18 protein-coding genes are annotated in these 17,077 nt (G+C 68.7%); 10 read left to right on the top strand and 8 right to left on the bottom strand.

What is annotated here, in order from left to right:
• Positions 1 to 10: 10 nt before the first annotated feature.
• Positions 11 to 1,039, bottom strand: coding sequence for an LLM class F420-dependent oxidoreductase (locus BM417_RS08065; RefSeq protein WP_093589416.1), 1,029 nt, complete (start codon positions 1,037 to 1,039; stop codon positions 11 to 13).
• Between the two features lie 45 nt (positions 1,040 to 1,084).
• Here BM417_RS08065 and BM417_RS08070 point away from each other — a divergent pair, with 45 nt between their 5' ends.
• Genes BM417_RS08070 through BM417_RS08080 form a run of 3 tightly spaced genes read left to right on the top strand, consistent with a single transcriptional unit; the run spans position 1,085 to position 4,234 of the window.
• The gene (locus BM417_RS08070; RefSeq protein ID WP_093589419.1) at positions 1,085 to 2,029 is read left to right on the top strand and encodes a Zn-ribbon domain-containing OB-fold protein; all 945 of its coding nucleotides are present in this window, start codon (positions 1,085 to 1,087) and stop codon (positions 2,027 to 2,029) included.
• A gap of 7 nt (positions 2,030 to 2,036) precedes the next feature.
• On the top strand, positions 2,037 to 3,092 hold the full coding sequence (locus BM417_RS08075; protein WP_093589422.1) for a thiolase domain-containing protein: 1,056 nt from the start codon (positions 2,037 to 2,039) through the stop codon (positions 3,090 to 3,092).
• Positions 3,092 to 4,234, top strand: a complete 1,143-nt coding sequence (locus BM417_RS08080; RefSeq protein WP_093590909.1) for a thiolase domain-containing protein — start codon at positions 3,092 to 3,094, stop codon at positions 4,232 to 4,234. Before BM417_RS08075 ends, BM417_RS08080 begins: the two co-directional genes overlap by 1 nt.
• Positions 4,235 to 4,268: 34 nt before the next feature.
• Here the strand turns inward: BM417_RS08080 and BM417_RS08085 are convergent, their stop codons facing one another.
• On the bottom strand, positions 4,269 to 5,435 hold the full coding sequence (locus BM417_RS08085; protein WP_245821833.1) for an RNA-guided endonuclease InsQ/TnpB family protein: 1,167 nt from the start codon (positions 5,433 to 5,435) through the stop codon (positions 4,269 to 4,271).
• A gap of 161 nt (positions 5,436 to 5,596) precedes the next feature.
• Between BM417_RS08085 and BM417_RS08090 the strand changes: the two genes are divergently transcribed.
• Entirely contained in the window at positions 5,597 to 6,457 is an 861-nt protein-coding gene (locus BM417_RS08090; protein WP_093590912.1) for a TIGR03619 family F420-dependent LLM class oxidoreductase, read from the top strand.
• A 62-nt stretch (positions 6,458 to 6,519) separates the two neighbouring features.
• Positions 6,520 to 6,894 carry a nuclear transport factor 2 family protein gene (locus BM417_RS08095; protein WP_093589425.1) on the top strand — a complete coding sequence of 125 codons (375 nt, stop codon included), beginning with the start codon at positions 6,520 to 6,522 and terminating at the stop codon, positions 6,892 to 6,894.
• A gap of 50 nt (positions 6,895 to 6,944) precedes the next feature.
• Here BM417_RS08095 and BM417_RS08100 read toward each other — a convergent pair whose 3' ends face one another.
• Entirely contained in the window at positions 6,945 to 8,171 is a 1,227-nt protein-coding gene (locus BM417_RS08100; protein ID WP_218164389.1) for a cytochrome P450, read from the bottom strand.
• Positions 8,172 to 8,292: 121 nt separating this feature from the next.
• Between BM417_RS08100 and BM417_RS08105 the strand changes: the two genes are divergently transcribed.
• Positions 8,293 to 9,420 (top strand): steroid 3-ketoacyl-CoA thiolase, encoded by a 1,128-nt coding sequence (locus tag BM417_RS08105; RefSeq protein WP_093589428.1) that lies wholly within the window; start codon positions 8,293 to 8,295, stop codon positions 9,418 to 9,420.
• On the opposite strand, the gene BM417_RS08110 is transcribed toward BM417_RS08105, so the two are convergent.
• The 3 genes from BM417_RS08110 to BM417_RS08120 are packed head-to-tail and all read right to left on the bottom strand — an operon-like array spanning position 9,404 to position 11,971.
• Positions 9,404 to 10,348 (bottom strand): BUD32 family EKC/KEOPS complex subunit, encoded by a 945-nt coding sequence (locus tag BM417_RS08110; RefSeq protein WP_093589431.1) that lies wholly within the window; start codon positions 10,346 to 10,348, stop codon positions 9,404 to 9,406. The genes BM417_RS08105 and BM417_RS08110 overlap by 17 nt on opposite strands.
• 10 nt (positions 10,349 to 10,358) lie before the next feature.
• Positions 10,359 to 11,213: an SDR family oxidoreductase gene (locus tag BM417_RS08115; RefSeq protein WP_093589434.1), complete on the bottom strand. Its 855-nt coding sequence runs from the start codon at positions 11,211 to 11,213 to the stop codon at positions 10,359 to 10,361.
• The gene (locus tag BM417_RS08120) at positions 11,210 to 11,971 is read right to left on the bottom strand and encodes an SDR family oxidoreductase (RefSeq protein ID WP_093589437.1); all 762 of its coding nucleotides are present in this window, start codon (positions 11,969 to 11,971) and stop codon (positions 11,210 to 11,212) included. The genes BM417_RS08115 and BM417_RS08120 overlap by 4 nt, the downstream gene beginning before the upstream one ends.
• 63 nt (positions 11,972 to 12,034) lie before the next feature.
• On the opposite strand from BM417_RS08120, the gene BM417_RS08125 reads away from it, so the two are divergent.
• The 4 genes from BM417_RS08125 to BM417_RS08140 are packed head-to-tail and all read left to right on the top strand — an operon-like array spanning position 12,035 to position 15,330.
• Positions 12,035 to 12,802 (top strand): enoyl-CoA hydratase family protein, encoded by a 768-nt coding sequence (locus BM417_RS08125; RefSeq protein ID WP_093590917.1) that lies wholly within the window; start codon positions 12,035 to 12,037, stop codon positions 12,800 to 12,802.
• Positions 12,777 to 13,574: a CoA transferase subunit A gene (locus tag BM417_RS08130; RefSeq protein ID WP_093589440.1), complete on the top strand. Its 798-nt coding sequence runs from the start codon at positions 12,777 to 12,779 to the stop codon at positions 13,572 to 13,574. The genes BM417_RS08125 and BM417_RS08130 overlap by 26 nt, the downstream gene beginning before the upstream one ends.
• A complete protein-coding gene (locus BM417_RS08135; RefSeq protein ID WP_093589443.1) occupies positions 13,571 to 14,284 on the top strand; it encodes a CoA-transferase subunit beta in 714 nt (237 codons plus the stop codon). Before BM417_RS08130 ends, BM417_RS08135 begins: the two co-directional genes overlap by 4 nt.
• Complete coding sequence (locus tag BM417_RS08140) at positions 14,281 to 15,330, top strand: NAD(P)H-dependent flavin oxidoreductase (RefSeq protein ID WP_093589446.1); 1,050 nt, start codon at positions 14,281 to 14,283, stop codon at positions 15,328 to 15,330. The genes BM417_RS08135 and BM417_RS08140 overlap by 4 nt, the downstream gene beginning before the upstream one ends.
• On the opposite strand, the gene BM417_RS08145 is transcribed toward BM417_RS08140, so the two are convergent.
• The gene (locus tag BM417_RS08145) at positions 15,314 to 16,444 is read right to left on the bottom strand and encodes an acetyl-CoA C-acetyltransferase (protein WP_093589449.1); all 1,131 of its coding nucleotides are present in this window, start codon (positions 16,442 to 16,444) and stop codon (positions 15,314 to 15,316) included. The two genes, BM417_RS08140 and BM417_RS08145, sit on opposite strands and share 17 nt — an antisense overlap.
• A gap of 24 nt (positions 16,445 to 16,468) precedes the next feature.
• On the bottom strand, positions 16,469 to 17,065 hold the full coding sequence (locus BM417_RS08150) for a TetR/AcrR family transcriptional regulator (protein ID WP_093590921.1): 597 nt from the start codon (positions 17,063 to 17,065) through the stop codon (positions 16,469 to 16,471).
• Between the last annotated feature and the right edge of the window lie 12 nt (positions 17,066 to 17,077).

Here is a 17,077-nt window from a genome sequence, read left to right on the forward strand (position 1 = left end):
CGCGTTTCACCTACTGACAAGCCTCCGACAAGGCCTTGATCGAGGCAACGTCACGGCAGCCGACGAGCAGCGTCGTGACGCCCGCCTTCTCCCAGCGGCGAACCTCGTCGCGCACGTGCTCGGCGTTGCCGACGATGCTGATCTCGGCCACCAGCTCGTCCGGAACCACCTGCGCCGCCTCGTCCTTGCGCCCGGCCTGGAACAGCCTGCCGACGTCCTGGACGACCTCGCCGTATCCCATGCGGGTGAACACCTCGGCGTGGAAGTTCATCCCCGGCGCGCCCATTCCGCCGATGTACAAAGCGACGAACGGCTTCAGCATCGCCCTGACCGAGGCTGGATCGTCCGTCACCACGACCTGACAGGTGGCGGCGACCTCGAAGTTCTCCCTGCTACGGCCTGATTTCGCGAACCCCTCGTCGAGCCACTCGTCGTACATGCCGGCGAGCCGCGGCGCGTAGTAGATGGCAAGCCATCCGTCCGCGATCTCCGACGTCAGCGCGACGTTCTTCGGACCCTCGGCACCGAGCCAAATGGGCAGGTCAGCGCGCAGCGGGTGGGTGATGGGCTTCAACGGCTTGCCCAGCCCCAGCGAACCCGGCCCCTGATAGGGCAACGGATAGTGCGGACCGTCGTTGCGCACGGGCGCCTCGCGAGCCATCACCTGACGCAGGATCGACACGTACTCCCTGGTCCTGGCCAGGGGTTTCGCGAACGGCCGTCCGTACCAGCCCTCCACCACCTGCGGCCCGGACACGCCCAGGCCGAGCACGAACCGCCCGCCGGAGAGGTGGTCCAGGGTCAGCGCGTGCATCGCGCAGGCGGCCGGTGTGCGCGCCGACATCTGCACGACGGACGTGCCGAGCCGCACCCTCGACGTCTCGGATCCCCACCACGCCAACGGGGTGAACGCGTCCGATCCCCACGCCTCGGCGGCGAACACCGCGTCGAAGCCGAATTCCTCCGCCGCCGCCACGAGTTCGGCGGCGTTCTGAGGCGGACCGGCGCCCCAGTACCCGAGCTGCAGACCGAGCTTCATGCACCCATCTTGCCACCATTTCGAGAACCTGTTTCACTTTGATCTGTGACTCGGCCGCTGAGTGCTCCGCTCGACGTTGGCTTCGACTACACGCGCTCGCTCGGCCCGACGCTGGGCCGGTTCCTCTCGGATCTTCGCCGCCGCAAGGTGACCGGGATCCGCGGCAGCGACGGGCGCGTGCACGTGCCGCCGCTCGAGTACGACCCCGTGACCGCCGAACGTCTGTCGGAGTTCGTGGACGTGACGGCGACCGGTGTCGTGCGCGGGTGGTCGTGGATTCCCGAGCCCCTCGAAGGACAGCCGCTCGACCGGCCGTTCGCGTGGGCGTTGATCCAGCTCGACGGCGCGGACACCTCGTTGCTGCACGCCGTCGACGCCGGCTCGCCGGACCAGATGTCGACCGGGACGCGCGTGCGCGCAAGGTGGCGTGACGAACGCGTCGGCGCGATCACGGACATCGAGTGCTTCGAGATCTCCGACGAGCCCGCCGACCCACCGGTCGAGGCGGAGGCCGTCACGATGGTCACGACGCCGGTGAACCTGCACTACACGCACTCGGCGTCACCGACGGAGGACCCGTTCCTGCGCGGTCTCATGGAAGGCAGGCTGATCGCCCAGCGCTGCCCGGTGTGCGAGAAGGTCTACTTCCCGCCGCGCCCCGCCTGCCCCGTGGACGGCGTGCCGACGACGGACCAGATCGAGCTGTCCGACCGCGGCACCATCACGACGTACTGCGTGGTCAACGTGCCGTTCCTCGGCCAGCGCATCCCGCCGCCGTACGTCTCGGCGTACGTGCTGCTCGACGGCGCGGACATCCCGTTCCTGCACCTGCTGCTCGGCGTCGCACCGGAGGACGTGCGGATGGGCATGCGCGTGGAGGCGGTCTGGAAGCCGCGCGAGGAGTGGGGCCCGACGATGCAGAACATCGACCACTTCAGGCCGTCCGGCGAGCCGGACGCGCCGTTCGACTCCTACTCCCAGCACCTGTGAGGCTCGCGTGCGTGACATTGCGGTAGTCGGCTTCGCGCAGACGCCCTGCGTGCGCGAGACCGACGGCACCACCAACGGTGTCGAGATGCTGGTGCCGATCTTCCACGAGGTGCTCGGCGGGCTCGGGATCACCAAGACCGACATCGGGTTCTGGTGCTCGGGCTCCTCGGACTACCTGGCCGGGCGCGCGTTCTCGTTCGTCTCGGCGGTCGACGCGATCGGTGCCTTCCCGCCGATCGCCGAGTCGCACGTCGAGATGGACGCCGCCTGGGCCCTGTACGAGGCGTGGGTGAAGCTGCTCTGCGGTGAGATCGACACCGCGCTGGTCTACGGCTTCGGCAAGTCGTCGGCCGGTCAGCTCCGCCGGGTCATGGCGATGCAGCTCGATCCGTACCTCGTCACGCCGCTGTGGCCGGATTCGCTTGGCCTGGCCGGGATTCAAGCGCGGATGGGCATCGAGAACGGCCTCTGGGACGAACGCTCGATGGCCGCCGTGGCCGCGCAGAGCCGTTCCGCCGCCCTCTCCAACCCGCTGGCGCAGCTGTCCGGTGAGGTCGATGCCGACGAACTGCTGACGTTGCCGTACGTCGCTGATCCGTTGCGCCGTCACGACTGCGCGCCGATCACCGACGGCGCGGCCACTATCGTGCTGGCCGCCGGAGATCGAGCGCGGGAGCTGTGCGAACGTCCGGCGTGGATCACCGGCTTCGAGCATCGGACCGACTCGCCGTCGTTCGGCACGCGCGACCTCACGACCTCTCCGTCGGCGGTGGCCGCGGGCAAGGCGGCGGGCGCCGACGGCGTCCAGGTGGCGGAGCTGCACGCGCCGTTCACCCACCAGGAAATCCTGCTGCGCCAGGCACTCGGGCTCGGCGACGAGGTGACCGTGAACCCGTCCGGCGGCGTGCTCGCGGGCAACCCGATGTTCGCAGCCGGGCTGGCGCGGATCGGCGAGGCGGCCCGCAGGATCCACGACGGCTCGGCGACCAAGGTCCTCGGGCACGCCACCAGTGGCCCGCTCCTCCAACAGAACCTCGTCTGCGTGATGGAAGGGCGTGAGTGATGCGACCGGCAGCAGTGGTCGGCGTCGGCCAGACGCACCACGCCGCGAAACGCCTCGACGTATCGATGGCGGGCCTGTGCCGCGAGGCGATCGACCGCGCGATGGCCGACGCCGGCGTGGACTGGTCCGACATCGACGCGGTGGTCCTCGGCAAGGCACCGGACCTGTTCGAGGGCGTGATGATGCCCGAACTGTTCCTCGCCGACGCCCTCGGCGCGGTCGGGAAACCGTTGCTGCGCGTGCACACCGCCGGTTCGGTCGGCGGCAGCACGGGCAACGTGGCGGCCTCGCTCGTCCAGTCCGGTGTGCACAACCGCGTCCTGGCCGTGGCGTTCGAGAAGCAGTCCGAATCCAACGCCATGTGGGCGCTGTCCGTGCCGACCCCGTTCACCATGCCCGTGCACGCGGGCGCAGGCGGCTACTTCGCGCCGCACGTGCGTTCCTACATCCGCCGAGCCAGTGCTCCCGAGCACATCGGCGCGATGGTCGCGGCCAAGGACCGGCGCAACGGCGCCAAAAACCCCTACGCGCACCTCAAACAACCGGACATCACCGTCGAGTCGGTGCAGGCCTCCACCATGCTGTGGGACCCGATCCGTTACGACGAGACGTGTCCTTCCTCGGACGGTGCCTGCGCGGTCGTCATCTCGGCGGAACCCACGTCGGGCCAGGCCGCCTGGATCCGTGCGACCGCGATGCGCACCGAGCCGACGACGTTCGCCGGACGCGACCAGGTCAACCCGCAGGCAGGCCAGGACGCCGCCAGGGCGTTGTGGAAGCAGGCGGGCATCACCGACCCGCTGTCCGAAGTGGACGCCGCCGAGATCTACGTGCCGTTCTCGTGGTTCGAGCCGATGTGGCTCGAGAACCTCGGCTTCACCGACATCGGCCAGGGCTGGAAGCTCACCGAGGCGGGCGAGACCGAGATCGGCGGCCGCCTGCCGGTGAACCCGAGCGGTGGCGTGCTCTCGTCCAACCCGATCGGCGCCTCCGGTCTGCTGCGCTTCGCCGAAGCCGCCATGCAGGTCATGGGCACCGCGGGAGACCACCAGGTCGACGGCGCGCGGGTCGCGCTGGGCCACGCGTACGGCGGTGGTTCGCAGTTCTTCGCCATGTGGGTCGTCGGATCGGAGAAGCCTTGACTTTTCCCTGCCCTGAAGGGCAGGGATTCCTGTTTCACTGCCGATCGCGGAAGGAGGACCCTTGCCGTCTGACATCAGCTCCGCAGGCATCACCCGAATCGCCTCGGGTTACGGCTCGACCAGCCGCAAGAATGTTCTTCGCCGCGTTGAGGTCCCGGTCGTGCCGGGTGCGGCAGCCCGGACACGTCCAGTGCCGGGCGGACAGAGCAAGCTCCGCGAGCACGTGCCCGCAGACCGAACAGGTCTTGCTCGAGGGAAACCAGCGGTCGATCACGACCAGCGTGCGACCGGCCCGGTCGCACTTGTACTCCAACTGCCTGCGCAACTCGCCCCAGCCCGCGTCGGAGATCGCACGGGCGAGGTGGCGGTTACGCACCATGTTCTTGACCGACAGGTCCTCGATCACGATCACGTCGGCCGAGCGCACCAGAGCCGTGGTGGTGCGATGCAGGAAATCCTGCCGGGCAGTGCGGACCTTGCGATGCGCACGGGCGACCTTGGCCCTGGCCTTGCCGCGGTTACCGCTGCCGCGCTCGCAGCGGGCCATCCGTCGCTGGTACCGAGCCAGGTTCCTGGCCTTGCGGACCAAGTGCCGCGGATTCGCGATCCGCTCACCATCACTGGTCACCACGAGATCTTTGAGGCCGAGGTCGACGCCGATCGCATGCCCGGCAGGCTCAGCCGGGGCGGGCTCGGCGGTGTCCACGGCGAACGCCACATACCAGCGGTCGTCCGGCTCGCGGGACACCACCACCATCGTCGGGTCCAGCGCGGCCAGGTCCACCTCGCCGAAGGACCACACGAAGCGCAGCGGTGTGCTGGTCTTGGCCAGCATCAGCACGCCCTCGCGCATCCGGAACGCCGAGCGGGTGTAGTGCGCGCTCTGCCGCCCGGTACGGGACTTGAACCTGGGGAACCGGGCGCGCCCGGCGAAGAAGTTGCCGAACGCGGTGTGCTGGTGGCGCAACGTCTGCTGCAACGGCACACAGGACACCTCCGACAGAAACGCGAGTTCCTCGGTGCGTTTCCACCCGGTCAGCGCCGCATCGGTCTGCCGGTACGACGTGCGCACACCCTCAGCGCGGTAACGGTGGTTCCGCTCGCTCAAGGACTTGTTCCACACCAGACGCACACACCCGAACGTGCGGTTCAACACCGCAGTCTGTTCAGGAGTCGGGTAAGCCCGGCACCTGTACGCCATTCGCACCAACAACAACCTACCGGGAGCGCCATGACGACCACGACGCAGGGCCGCTGGCCCGCGCACCGTGTGCTTGGGCCGCGCCGGCTCCGCTCAGACGCTCCTGGCGGAGTGCCGATTCCTTCCCGGTCTGAAGGCCGGGGCCACCACTGGAGGTCATGGTGAAGTTCACCGTCGGTATCGCCATGAGCCCGCTCGACCAGCTGACCGAGTTGGCCCAGTGCGCCGAGGAGTGCGGCTACGCCTCGATCGCGCTGCCGGACTCCCTGTTCTTCTCGGAGAAGGTGTCCGCGGACTATCCGTACACCCCGGACGGTTCCCGCATGTGGAACGCCGAGACCCCGTGGGTGGACCCGTTCGTCGCCGCCGCCGCGATGGGCGCCGTGACGTCCCGGATCAACTTCTACACGCAGGTCCTGAAACTGGGCTCCCGCAACCCGTTGCTGCTCGCCCGCCAGGTCGGGTCGGTCGCGCACATGACCGGCAACCGGTTCGGGTTCGGCGTCGGCCTCGGCTGGTCGCCGGAGGAGTTCGAGTGGTGCGGTGTGCCGTACAAGAACCGCGGCCCGCGCGTGGACGAGATGATCGACGTGCTGAAGCTCGTGCTCGGCGGCGGAATGGTCGAGTACCACGGCGACTACTTCGACTTCGACCGGCTGCAGATGTCGCCGGCGCCCACGTCGCCGGTGCCGTTCTACGTCGGCGGCCACTCCGCCGCCGCGTTGAAGCGCGCCGCCCGCGTCGGTGACGGCTGGACGTCGGCGATGATCAAGTTCGAGGAGCTCAAGTCGGTGATCGCCCAGCTCACCGATCTCGGCTGCTTCGAGCGGCCGTTCGAGATCCAGGCCGTGTGCATCGACCGGTTCGGGCTCGACGGCTACAAACAGCTCGACGAGGTCGGCGTGACCGACACGATCGTGGTGCCGTGGCTGTTCTACGGCGTCGGCTTCGACGGCAGCCTGCAGGCCAAGAAGGACGGACTTCGGCGCTTCGCCGACGAGGTGATCGGAGAGTTCGCGTGAGCGCAGTTACCTGGACGGCGTCCAGGACGGAAACTCCAGCCCGCTTGGCTTCCTGGCGTTCCATGGAGGCCGTGTCGAGCGGCAAGAAGGACGAGTGGCTGGCCCTGTTCGCCGAGGACGCCGTGGTCGAGGACCCGGTGGGTCCGTCGATGTTCGACGCCGAGGGCAAGGGCCACCACGGCAAGGAGGCGATCGCGGCGTTCTGGGACCTCGCGATCGCCAACGTCGAACGCTTCGAGTTCGCGATGCACGACTCGTTCGCGGCCGGTTCCGAATGCGCGAACGTCGGCACGATCAGCGCGTTCCTGCCGGGCGGGGCGCGCGTCGACACCGAGGGCGTGTTCGTCTACAACGTCGGCGAGGACGGGCTGATCAAGTCGATGCGGGCGTTCTGGGAGACCGAACGGGCGCTCGCGACCCTGCGCGTCGAGTCCTGAGGACATGAGTGAGGGCCCCTCCGCGACACCGGAGGGGCCCTCGGCCTTTCTCACGAGTACTGGACTCGGAACTCCTTGATCCCGTTCAGCCAGCCCGAACGCAGCCGCCGCGGCTCGGCGACCTGCTTGATGTTCGGCATGGCGTCCGCGATCGCGTTGAAGATCAGGTCGATCTCCAGCCGTGCGAGGTTCGCGCCGATGCAGAAGTGCGCACCGCTGCCGCCGAACCCGAGGTGCGGGTTGGGGTCGCGGAGGATGTCGAACTTCTCCGGGGCCTCGAAGACCTCCTCGTCGAAGTTGGCCGACGAGTAGAACATCCCGATCCGCTGGCCCTGCTTGATCTCCACGCCGCTCAGTTCGGTGTCGGCCATCGCGGTGCGCTGGAACGACACCACCGGTGTGGCCCAGCGGACGATCTCGTCGCCGGTGGTGGCGGGCCTGGAGTCCTTGTACAGCTCCCACTGCTCGGGGTGGTCGAGCAACGCCTTCATGCCGTGCGTGATGGCGTTGCGCGTGGTCTCGTTGCCTGCCACGGCGAGCAGCAGCACGAAGAAGCCGAACTCCTCCGACGCGAGCCCTGCGCCGTCCACGTCCGCCTGGACGAGCTTGGTGACGATGTCCTGGCGCGGGCACTTGCGGCGGTCCTCGGCCATCGTCCACGAGTAGCCGAGCAGTTCCGTGGCGGCGGTGAGCGGCTCGATCTCGAACTCGGGGTCGTCGTAGGCGATCATCTGGTTGGACCAGTCGAAGATCTTGCGGCGGTCGTCCTGCGGGATGCCGATCAGCTCCGCGATGGCCTGCAACGGCAGTTCGCACGCGACGTCCGAGACGAAGTCGCCGGTGCCCTTGTCCAGCGCCTCCGCCACGATCCGCTCGGCGCGTTCGGCCAGCGCCTCACGCAGGCTGTTCACGGCTCGAGGCGTGAACCCGCGCGAGACGATCGCGCGCTGCTTCGTGTGCGTCGGCGGGTCCATGTTGAGCAGGAGCAGCCGCTGCATCTCGATGTTGTCGCGCGGCATGTCGTCCTTGAACCGGATGATCGCCGTGTTCTCACGGCTGGAGAACAGCTCGCTGTTGCGCGAGACCTCCTTGACGTCGTGGTGCTTCGTCACCACCCAGAAGCCCTCGTCGGGGAACCCGCCCGAGCCCAGCGGTTTGGAGTTCCACCAGATCGGCGCGGTCTGGCGCAGTTCGGCGAACTCCTCGAACGGCAGCCGGCTCGCGTACATGTCGGGGTCGGTGAAGTCGAAGCCTTCCGGGATGCGCGGCTTGCTCACAGGCACCTCCTAGGTGGAACGCGTTCTATCCGATTCAAACACGCTTGCGCCTTGTGTTGAAGCCCCCAGGCGGCCAATCTGGAGTCATAGAGGAACGTGTTCTAGTTTTCAGGAGGCTCGCGTGGGCAGTCCGGTGATCGTGGGAGCGGTGCGCACGCCCATCGGCAGGCGCAACGGCTGGTTGTCCGGCCTGCACGCCGCCGAGCTCCTCGGTGCGGCACAACGAGGTCTTCTTGACAGGACAGGTCTCGATCCGTCCACTGTCGAACAGGTCATCGGCGGCACCGTCACCCAGGCGGGCGAGCAGTCGAACAACATCACCCGGACGGCCTGGCTGCACGCGGGCCTGCCGCAGACCGCCGGCTGCACCACCGTCGACGCCCAGTGCGGCTCGGCCCAGCAGTCCACGCACCTCATCGCCGGTCTCATCGCGGCGGGCGCGATCGACGCCGGCATCGCGTGCGGGGTCGAGGCGATGAGCCGGGTGCCGTTGCGCAGCAACATCGGCGAGACCGGCATGCCGCGCCCCGACTCGTGGACCATCGACCTGCCCAACCAGTTCGTGGCCGCCGAACGCGTGGCGGAACGGCGTGGCATCGGGCGCGAGGAGGTCGACCGGTTCGGTGTCCAGTCGCAGAACCGGGCACGGGCGGCGTGGGCGGCGGGCCGGTTCACCGCCGAGGTGGTGCCGGTGAAGGTCGGCGAGGAACTCGTGGACACCGATCAGGGCCTGCGAGAAACCAGTCTTGAGGCGTTGGCGGCCTTGAAGCCCGTCGTGCCGGACGGCGTGCACACCGCCGGAACGTCGTCGCAGATCTCGGACGGCGCGTCCGCCGTGATGGTCGTGGACGAGGAGTTCGCACGGGCGCACGGGCTCAAACCGCGCGCACGGATCGTCACGCAGTGCCTGGTCGGATCGGACCCGTACTACCACCTGGACGGGCCTGTCGACGCCACCGCGCGGTTGCTGAAGCGCAGTGGCATGAAGATGGCGGACATCGACCTGTTCGAGGTCAACGAGGCGTTCGCGTCCGTCGTGCTGTCGTGGGCGGCGGTGCACCGGCCGAACCTGGACCGGGTCAACGTCAACGGCGGTGCCATCGCGATCGGTCACCCCGTGGGCAGCAGCGGCACCCGGCTGATCACGACCGCACTGCACGAGCTGGAGCGCAGGGACGCTTCGACGGCATTGATCACGATGTGCGCGGGCGGTGCCATGGCCACCGGCACGATCATCGAACGAATCTGAGGTCCTCGGCCGGGTACGGAGTTCGCCTGCTCTCGTGCTGGAACCGGCGGTAGAAGTCCTTCATCACCGCTGCGACGTCGTTGTGGCGGTTGAGGATCGCCGCGACCCGTGGCGGAACTCCCTGCGAGCGCAGCTGGTACGCGAACCACATCACCAGGTGCGTGACGGTGTAGTAGCGGTCGTAGTCCTGGTTCTCGGCGAAGAACGCGGTCTCCTCCTCGGACAGGTCGAACCGGGAGGAGATCGCGAGACCGTAGTCGGCGAAGTACAGGCGTTCGCCGTCGGTCAGGATGTTCTGGAAGTGGCCGTCGAAGTGCAGCAGGCCGCGGGAGTTCATGAACTCCACTCCGGCCGCCATCTCCCGTTCGACCATCTCGCAAGCGCTTTCGAGGTCGTCCTGGCCGTTCAGCCAGTCGTGCAGGTTCTGCGGGACGTACTCCAGGAACAGCGCGATGCTCGCGGTCGACTTCTTCAGCGCCTCGATGCGGGGACCCATCTCCGGTCCCCAGTAGCCGACCGCCTGATCCAGTTCCGCGGACAACGTCTGGCCCGGGTGCGGCAGGACCCGCCAGTGGTACGTCAGCGGAAAGCCCTCGTGCTCACCCGCCAGCACCCAGTCCGTCGTCATGGTGTGCACGGCCAGCTCACGCCAGGCGCCGAAGCCCGCCGACCCGACCAGCCCGACGCCGTAGTGGGCGTGCACGGGCAGGTCGTAGAGGTTCGCCGTCGATCCGGCGTGCCGCAGCTCCAGGTCGGTCAGCGGCAGCCGCTTCACGAAGACAGGGATCCCATCGACGTCCGCCAACGCCGTCGGCCCGCCGATTCCCGCCCCTCTCGGCTCGGCGCGGTTCACCAGGTCACCGAGTTCGCGGTCGCTGAGCAGCGACAACGCGGCCGAGACGGTCCTGTACGAGTCCAGCCGGGTCACCTGATCGAAGTTACTCGGCCCCGTACACCGGCGTCGGGTGATCGTCGGCGACCAGCTTGCGCACGACGCTTCCCAACTCCTCGGGCGACCACCGTTCGCCCTTGTCGATCTCCGGCCCGCGCTGCCAGCCGTGCACGACGCAGACTCGGCCGCCGTCGACCTCGAACATCCGCCCGGTCACGTCCCCGGCCTCCTCGCTGCCGAGCCACACCACCAGCGGCGAGATGTTCTCCGGGGCCATCGCGTCGAAGCCGTCCTCCGGTGCGGCCATCGTCTCCGCGAACGTCGCCTCGGTCATCCGAGTGCGGGCGGCGGGAGCGATCGCGTTGACCGTTATGCCGTACCGGGCCAGTTCGGCGGCTGCCACCAGGGTCATCGAGGCGATGCCCGCCTTGGCCGCCGAGTAGTTCGCCTGCCCGACGCTGCCGAAGATCCCCGCCCCGGAGGACGTGTTGATCACCCGGCCACTGACCGCGCCGCCGGCCTTGTGCACGGCACGCCAATGCGCGGCGGCGTGGTGCAAGGTCGCGAAGTGGCCCTTCAGATGAACGCGGACGACCTCGTCCCACTCGTCCTCGCCGCAGCTCACGATCATGCGATCGCGCACGATGCCGGCGTTGTTGACGAGCACGTCAAGCCCGCCGAACTCCGACACGGCGGTGTCGACCAACCGTTTCGCACCTGCCCAGGTACCGACGTCGTCGGTGTTGACGACGGCCCGCGGCCCGATCAGCTCCGCCACCTCGCCCGCGACCGCCGCGGACAGGTCGTTCACCACGACCCGAGCCCCGGCCGCACCGAACGCCAGCGCGTGGGCGCGGCCGATGCCACGCCCGGCACCTGTCACGATCACAACCCGGTTCATGAAGAGCCCCCATCGGCAGCGGTCAGGAACGCGGGTGCTTCTCCCCCGCCGTGCACGACCAAGGTCGCGCCGCTGACGTAGGACGCCAGCGGTGAAGCCAGGAACACCGCGCACGCGCCGACCTCGTCCGGCGACGCGAGACGCCCCAACGGCACGGTCCGCGCCACGGCCTCGATCCCGGCCTCGGAGCCGTAGTGCAGGTGCGACTGCTCGGTGCGCACCATGCCCACGGCCAGCGCGTTGACCCGCACTTTCGGGGCCCATTCGACGGCCAGCGACGAGGTCAGGTTGTCGAGACCGGCCTTCGCGGCACCGTAAGCGGCGGTTCCGGGAGACGGACGCCGCCCGCTGACGCTGCTGACGTTCACGATCGACCCGCCGGAATCCTGCTTCTGCATGACCTCGTTGGCCGCCTGCGACACCTGCAGGGGTGCCAGCAGGTTCAGCTCGACGATCTTCGAGTGGAACCGCGGCGAGGCCTTGTCCGCCAACGCGAACGGCGCTCCGCCGGCGTTGTTGACCACGACGTCGAGCCGGCCGTGTTCGGAGACGATCCCGGACACCAAGGCGGCCACCTGCTCCGCGTCCCGCACGTCGCACGGCACGAACGACGCTCCATCCACCTCCGATGGACGCCGAGCGCATGTGACGACGACAGCCCCGGCCGAGAGGAACGCGCGAGTGATGCCGAGACCGACACCCCGCACGCCGCCCGTCACCAGGACCACTGCTCCGTCGAGGTCCAGTTCCACCAGCACCTACCCCGGTCGCTTCCGCACTGCTAAGTTACCAAGCAATCGCTTGGTTCGGAAGGCGGCTCCATGGGAATCTCCAGCAGCCACACCGAAAACGGCATCATCGAGGTCACCGTCGACTATCCCCCGGTGAACGCCATCCCGTCGCAGGGCTGGTTCGAGCTGGCCAAGGCCATCACGGCCGCGGGCGAGGATCCAGACGCCCGCGTCGTGATCCTCAGGGCCGAGAACCGCGGCTTCTGTGCGGGCGTCGACCTCAAGGAGATCCAGCGCGCCGAGGGCTACAACGCGCTGGTGGCGGCGAATCGGGGGTGCGCCAAGGCTTTCGCGGCCGTGTACGACTGCGAGGTGCCGGTGATCGCCGCGGTGAACGGGTTCTGCCTCGGCGGCGGCGTCGGGCTCGTCGGCAACGCGGACATCATCGTGGCGTCCGACGACGCCACGTTCGGCCTGCCCGAGGTGGATCGAGGCGCACTCGGCGCGGCCACGCACCTGGCGCGGCTCGTTCCGCAGCACCTGATGCGGACGCTCTACTACACGGCCCGCAACGTCAGCGCGCAAACCCTGCACCACCACGGCAGCGTCGTCGAGGTCGTGCCACGCGCACAGCTCGACGACGCGGCGCGCGAGATCGCCAAGGAGATCGCGAAAAAGGACACGTCGGTGATCCGCGCGGCCAAGGAGGCCATCAACGGCATCGACACGCAACGCGTGCACCAGAGCTACCGCTTCGAGCAGGGCTTCACCTTCGAGCTGAACCTCACCGGCGTGTCGGATCACGCCCGGCAGGCCTTCCTGGACGGAAACCATGCGCGACAAGCGAATGACAGCTGACGAGGTCGTCGGCGAGATCAAGGACGGGATGACCGTCGGCATCGGCGGCTGGGGCTCGCGGCGCAAGCCGATGACGCTGGTCAAAGCTCTGCTGCGGTCCGGCGTCCAGGACCTGACGGTCGTCACGTACGGCGGCGCGGACGCCGGGTTGCTGTGCGCGGCGGGCAAGGTCCGCAAGCTGGTCTACGGCTTCGTCTCGCTCGACTCGATCCCGTACGACCCGTGGTTCAAACGGGCCCGCGAGACCGCCGCGATCGAGGTCCTGGAGCTGGACGAGGGCATGTTCCAGACCGGGCTGCGCGCCGCCGGGCACCGCTTGCCGTTCCTGCCGATCAGGGCCGGACTCGGTTCGGACGTGCTGAAGTACGCGCCGGAGCTCAAGACCGTGCGATCGCCCTATGACGACGGCGAAGAGCTGGTCGCCATGCCGGCGTTGAAGCTCGACGTCGCCCTGGTGCACCTCAACCGGGCGGACAAGCACGGCAACGCCCAGTACCTCGGGCCGGACCCGTACTTCGACGACCTGTTCTGCCTCGCCGCCGATCGACGCTATGTCTCGTGCGAGCAGATCGTGGAGACGTTCGACGGGCCGCCGCAGACGTTGCTGCTCAACCGGATGATGGTCGACGGCGTGGTGGAAGCGCCTGGCGGGGCGGGGTTCACCAGCTGCGTCCCGGACTATCCGCGCGACGAGGCGCTTCAGCGTTCCTACGCCGAAGCGGCCTCCGACCTGGAGAAGTGGCCGGAGTTCTACGAGAGGTTTCTGGGATGAGCGACATCACGCGAGCCGAAGTCTGCGTCGCGGCCTGCGCCGATCTGTTCCTCGGAGCCGGGGAGACGCTCGCCAGCCCGATGGGTCTCATCCCGTCTCTCGGCGCCAAACTCGCCCGCCTGACCACCGAACCGGACCTGCTGCTGAGCGACGGCGAGGCGTTCCTGCTCACGCCTGAGTCCACTGTGGAGGGATGGCTGCCGTACCGGAAGGTGTTCGACGTCGTCGCGCACGGCCGCCGGCACGTCGTGATGGGCGCGAACCAGGTCGACAGGTTCGGCAACCAGAACATCTCCGCGATCGGCGACCACGCCAAGCCGACGCGGCAGTTGCTCGGGTTCCGCGGCGCGCCGGGCAACACGATCAACCACCGCACCAGCTACTGGGTGCCGCGGCACAGCACGCGCGTGCTGGTCGAGGCCGTGGACGTGGTCTCCGGCGTCGGCTACGACCGCGCCGTCGGGCCGTTCCACGACATCCACCGCGTGGTCACGAACCTCGCCGTGCTCGACTTCGGCACCCCGGACCACTCGATGCGCATCGTCTCCGTTCATCCCGGTGTGTCGGTGGACGAGGTGCAGAAGCAGACGTCGTTCCCGCTCGTCGTCCAGGACGTCACCGAGACGCGGCTCCCGACCGACGAGGAACTGGACCTGATCAGGACCAGGCTCGATCCGGGCAGCAAGCGGGACAAGGAAGTCCCGCAGTGAGAACCGCGCTCACCGAGTTGGTCGGCGTCCGGCATCCGGTCGTGCAGACCGGCATGGGCTGGGTCGCGGGGCCGCGGCTGGTCTCGGCGACGGCCGAAGCGGGCGGGCTCGGCATCCTCGCTTCGGCGACCATGACCTACCCGGAACTCGAAGCCGCCATCAAGGAGACCCGCTCCCGCACATCCGCGCCCTTCGGCGTGAACCTCAGGGCGGACGCCCACGACGCGCCGGATCGGATCGACCTGCTGATCCGCGAACAGGTGAAGGTCGCTTCCTTCGCGCTGGCCCCGAAACCGGACATGATCGCGAAGCTGAACGACGCCGGGGTCGTCGTGATCCCGTCGATCGGTGCGGCCAGGCACGCGGAGAAGGTCGCGAAGTGGGGCGCCCACGCCGTGATCGTCCAGGGCGGCGAGGGCGGCGGCCACACCGGCGGCGTGGCAACGACCCTGCTGCTGCCGAGCGTGCTGGACGCCGTCGACATCCCGGTGATCGCGGCCGGTGGCTTCTTCGACGGCCGCGGCCTCGCGGCGGCGCTCGCGTACGGCGCGGCGGGCATCGCGATGGGCACCAGGTTCCTGCTCACTCAGGAGAGCACGGTCCCGGACGCGGTGAAACAGGCCTACCTGCAACGGGATCTGAACGGCACGGTCGTGACCACCCGCGTCGACGGCCTGCCACACCGGGTCTTGCGGTCCGAACTCGTCGAGCACCTCGAGAAGTCCGGCCGGATCAGCAGCCTGGCGCGGGCGGTGGGAAACGCCGCCAGGTTCCGGCAGCACACCGGGCTGTCGTGGCGCGCGATGATCCGCGAGGGCCTGGCCATGAGGCACGGCAAGGACCTCACGTGGTCGCAGGTGATCATGGCCGCGAACACGCCGATGCTGCTGCGCGCCGGCCTGGTCGAGGGCAGGACCGACGCGGGCGTGCTCGCGTCCGGTCAGGTCGCCGGGCTGCTCGACGACCTGCCGACGTGCGCGGAACTGATCGAGAACATCGTCAAGGACGCCGAGTCGGCGATCGACCGGCTCAGAGACGTTCGATGATCGTCACGTTCGCCTGACCGCCACCCTCGCACATCGTCTGCAACCCGAACCGGCCACCCGTCCGCTCCAGCTCGTGCAGCAACGTCGTGAACAGCTTCGTGCCGGTCGCGCCGATCGGGTGGCCCAGCGCGAGCGCTCCCCCGTTGACGTTGACCTTCCCGAGGTCGATCTTGAGCTCCTTGGCCCAGGCCAGCGCCACCGACGCGAACGCCTCGTTGATCTCGAACAGGTCGATGTCCGAAATGGACATCCCGGCGCGTTCCAGCGCGTAGCGGGTGGCTCGGATCGGTGCGGTCAGCATGTAGATCGGGTCCGAACCGCGCGCCGACATGTGATGTACCCGAGCCCGAGGCTTCAGCTTGTACTCGCGCACGGCCTGTTCCGACACCACCAGCACAGCCGAGGCGCCGTCGGAGATCTGCGACGACAACGCCGCGGTCGTCCGGCCGCCCGGCCGCAACGGTTGCAGCGCCGCCATCTTCTCGACGCTCGTGTCCGTGCGCGGGCACTCGTCGGCCGCGACCCCGTTCACCGGCGCGATCTCCCGGTCGAACCGGCCCTCCTTGATCGCGGTGATCGCGCGGAGATGGCTCTGCAGCGCGAACTCCTCCATCTCGCGGCGCGACAGGTCCCACCGCACGGCGATCAGGTCGGCCGCCCGGAACTGGTTGACCTCCTCGTCGCCGTACCGGTGCTGCCAGCCCTCGCAGCCCTCGAACGGACTGACGGTCATGGCCGACCCGATCGGCACCTGCGACATGTTCTGCACGCCGCCCGCGACCACGACGTCGGCCGTGCCGCTCATCACCGCCTGCGCCGCGAAGTGCAGCGCCTGCTGGCTCGACCCGCACTGCCGGTCGACCGTCACGCCCGGCACCTGCTCCGGGAAACCGGCCGCCAGCCAGGACGTCCGCGCGATGTCACCCGCCTGCGGGCCGACCGTGTCCACGCACCCGAAGATCACGTCGTCCACGTCCGTCGGGTCGACGTCGACCCGGTTGAGCAGCGCCGTGATCACGTGCGCGCCGAGATCGGCGGGGTGCACGTGGCTCAGTTCGCCACCACGCCTGCCCGCCGGAGTCCGCACAGCCTCGATGATGTACGCCTCGGCCACGAGGGCCCTCCTTCTACGGCTTTGCTACGTCTTGGAGTTCTTCCGGCGGCCCGTGGCGATGCCGTCGAGCAGGATCGCGAGGTACTGGTCGGCCACTGCCTCCGCTGACAGCCCGCCGTCCGGCCGGTACCACCGCACGGCCACCCACACCGTGTCGCGGATGAACCGGTACGCCACGTCAACGTCGAGGTCGGCGCGGAACACGCCCGCGCTCATGCCCTCCTCCAGCAGCACCGTCCACAGCTTGCGGAACTCCACACTGCGGTCGTTCACGTAGGAGAACCGCTCCAGCGGCGTGAGGTGCTTGGACTCGTTCTGGTAGATCGCGACCGCCGCGTGCCGGGTGTCGATCGCCTCGAACGACGCCACGACCAGCGCTTTCAGCGTCTGCTTCGGGCCGAGGCCGGCCTCGACGATCTCCCCGTACCGCGTGAACAGCTCGTCCAGGAAGGTCCGCAGGATCTCGTCCACCATCGACTCCTTCGAGTCGAAGTGGTGGTAGAGGCTGCCGGACAGGATGCCCGCCGCGTCCGCGATGTCCCTGACCGTGGTCTGCCCGTAGCCACGCTCGGCGAACATCTTCGCGGCGAGCTCCAGCAGCTCGGCCCTCCGGCTACTCATCGGTCGTTCCTT

This window comes from Lentzea waywayandensis (assembly GCF_900115955.1).
In the GTDB taxonomy this organism is placed as follows: Bacteria; Actinomycetota; Actinomycetes; order Mycobacteriales; family Pseudonocardiaceae; genus Lentzea; species Lentzea waywayandensis.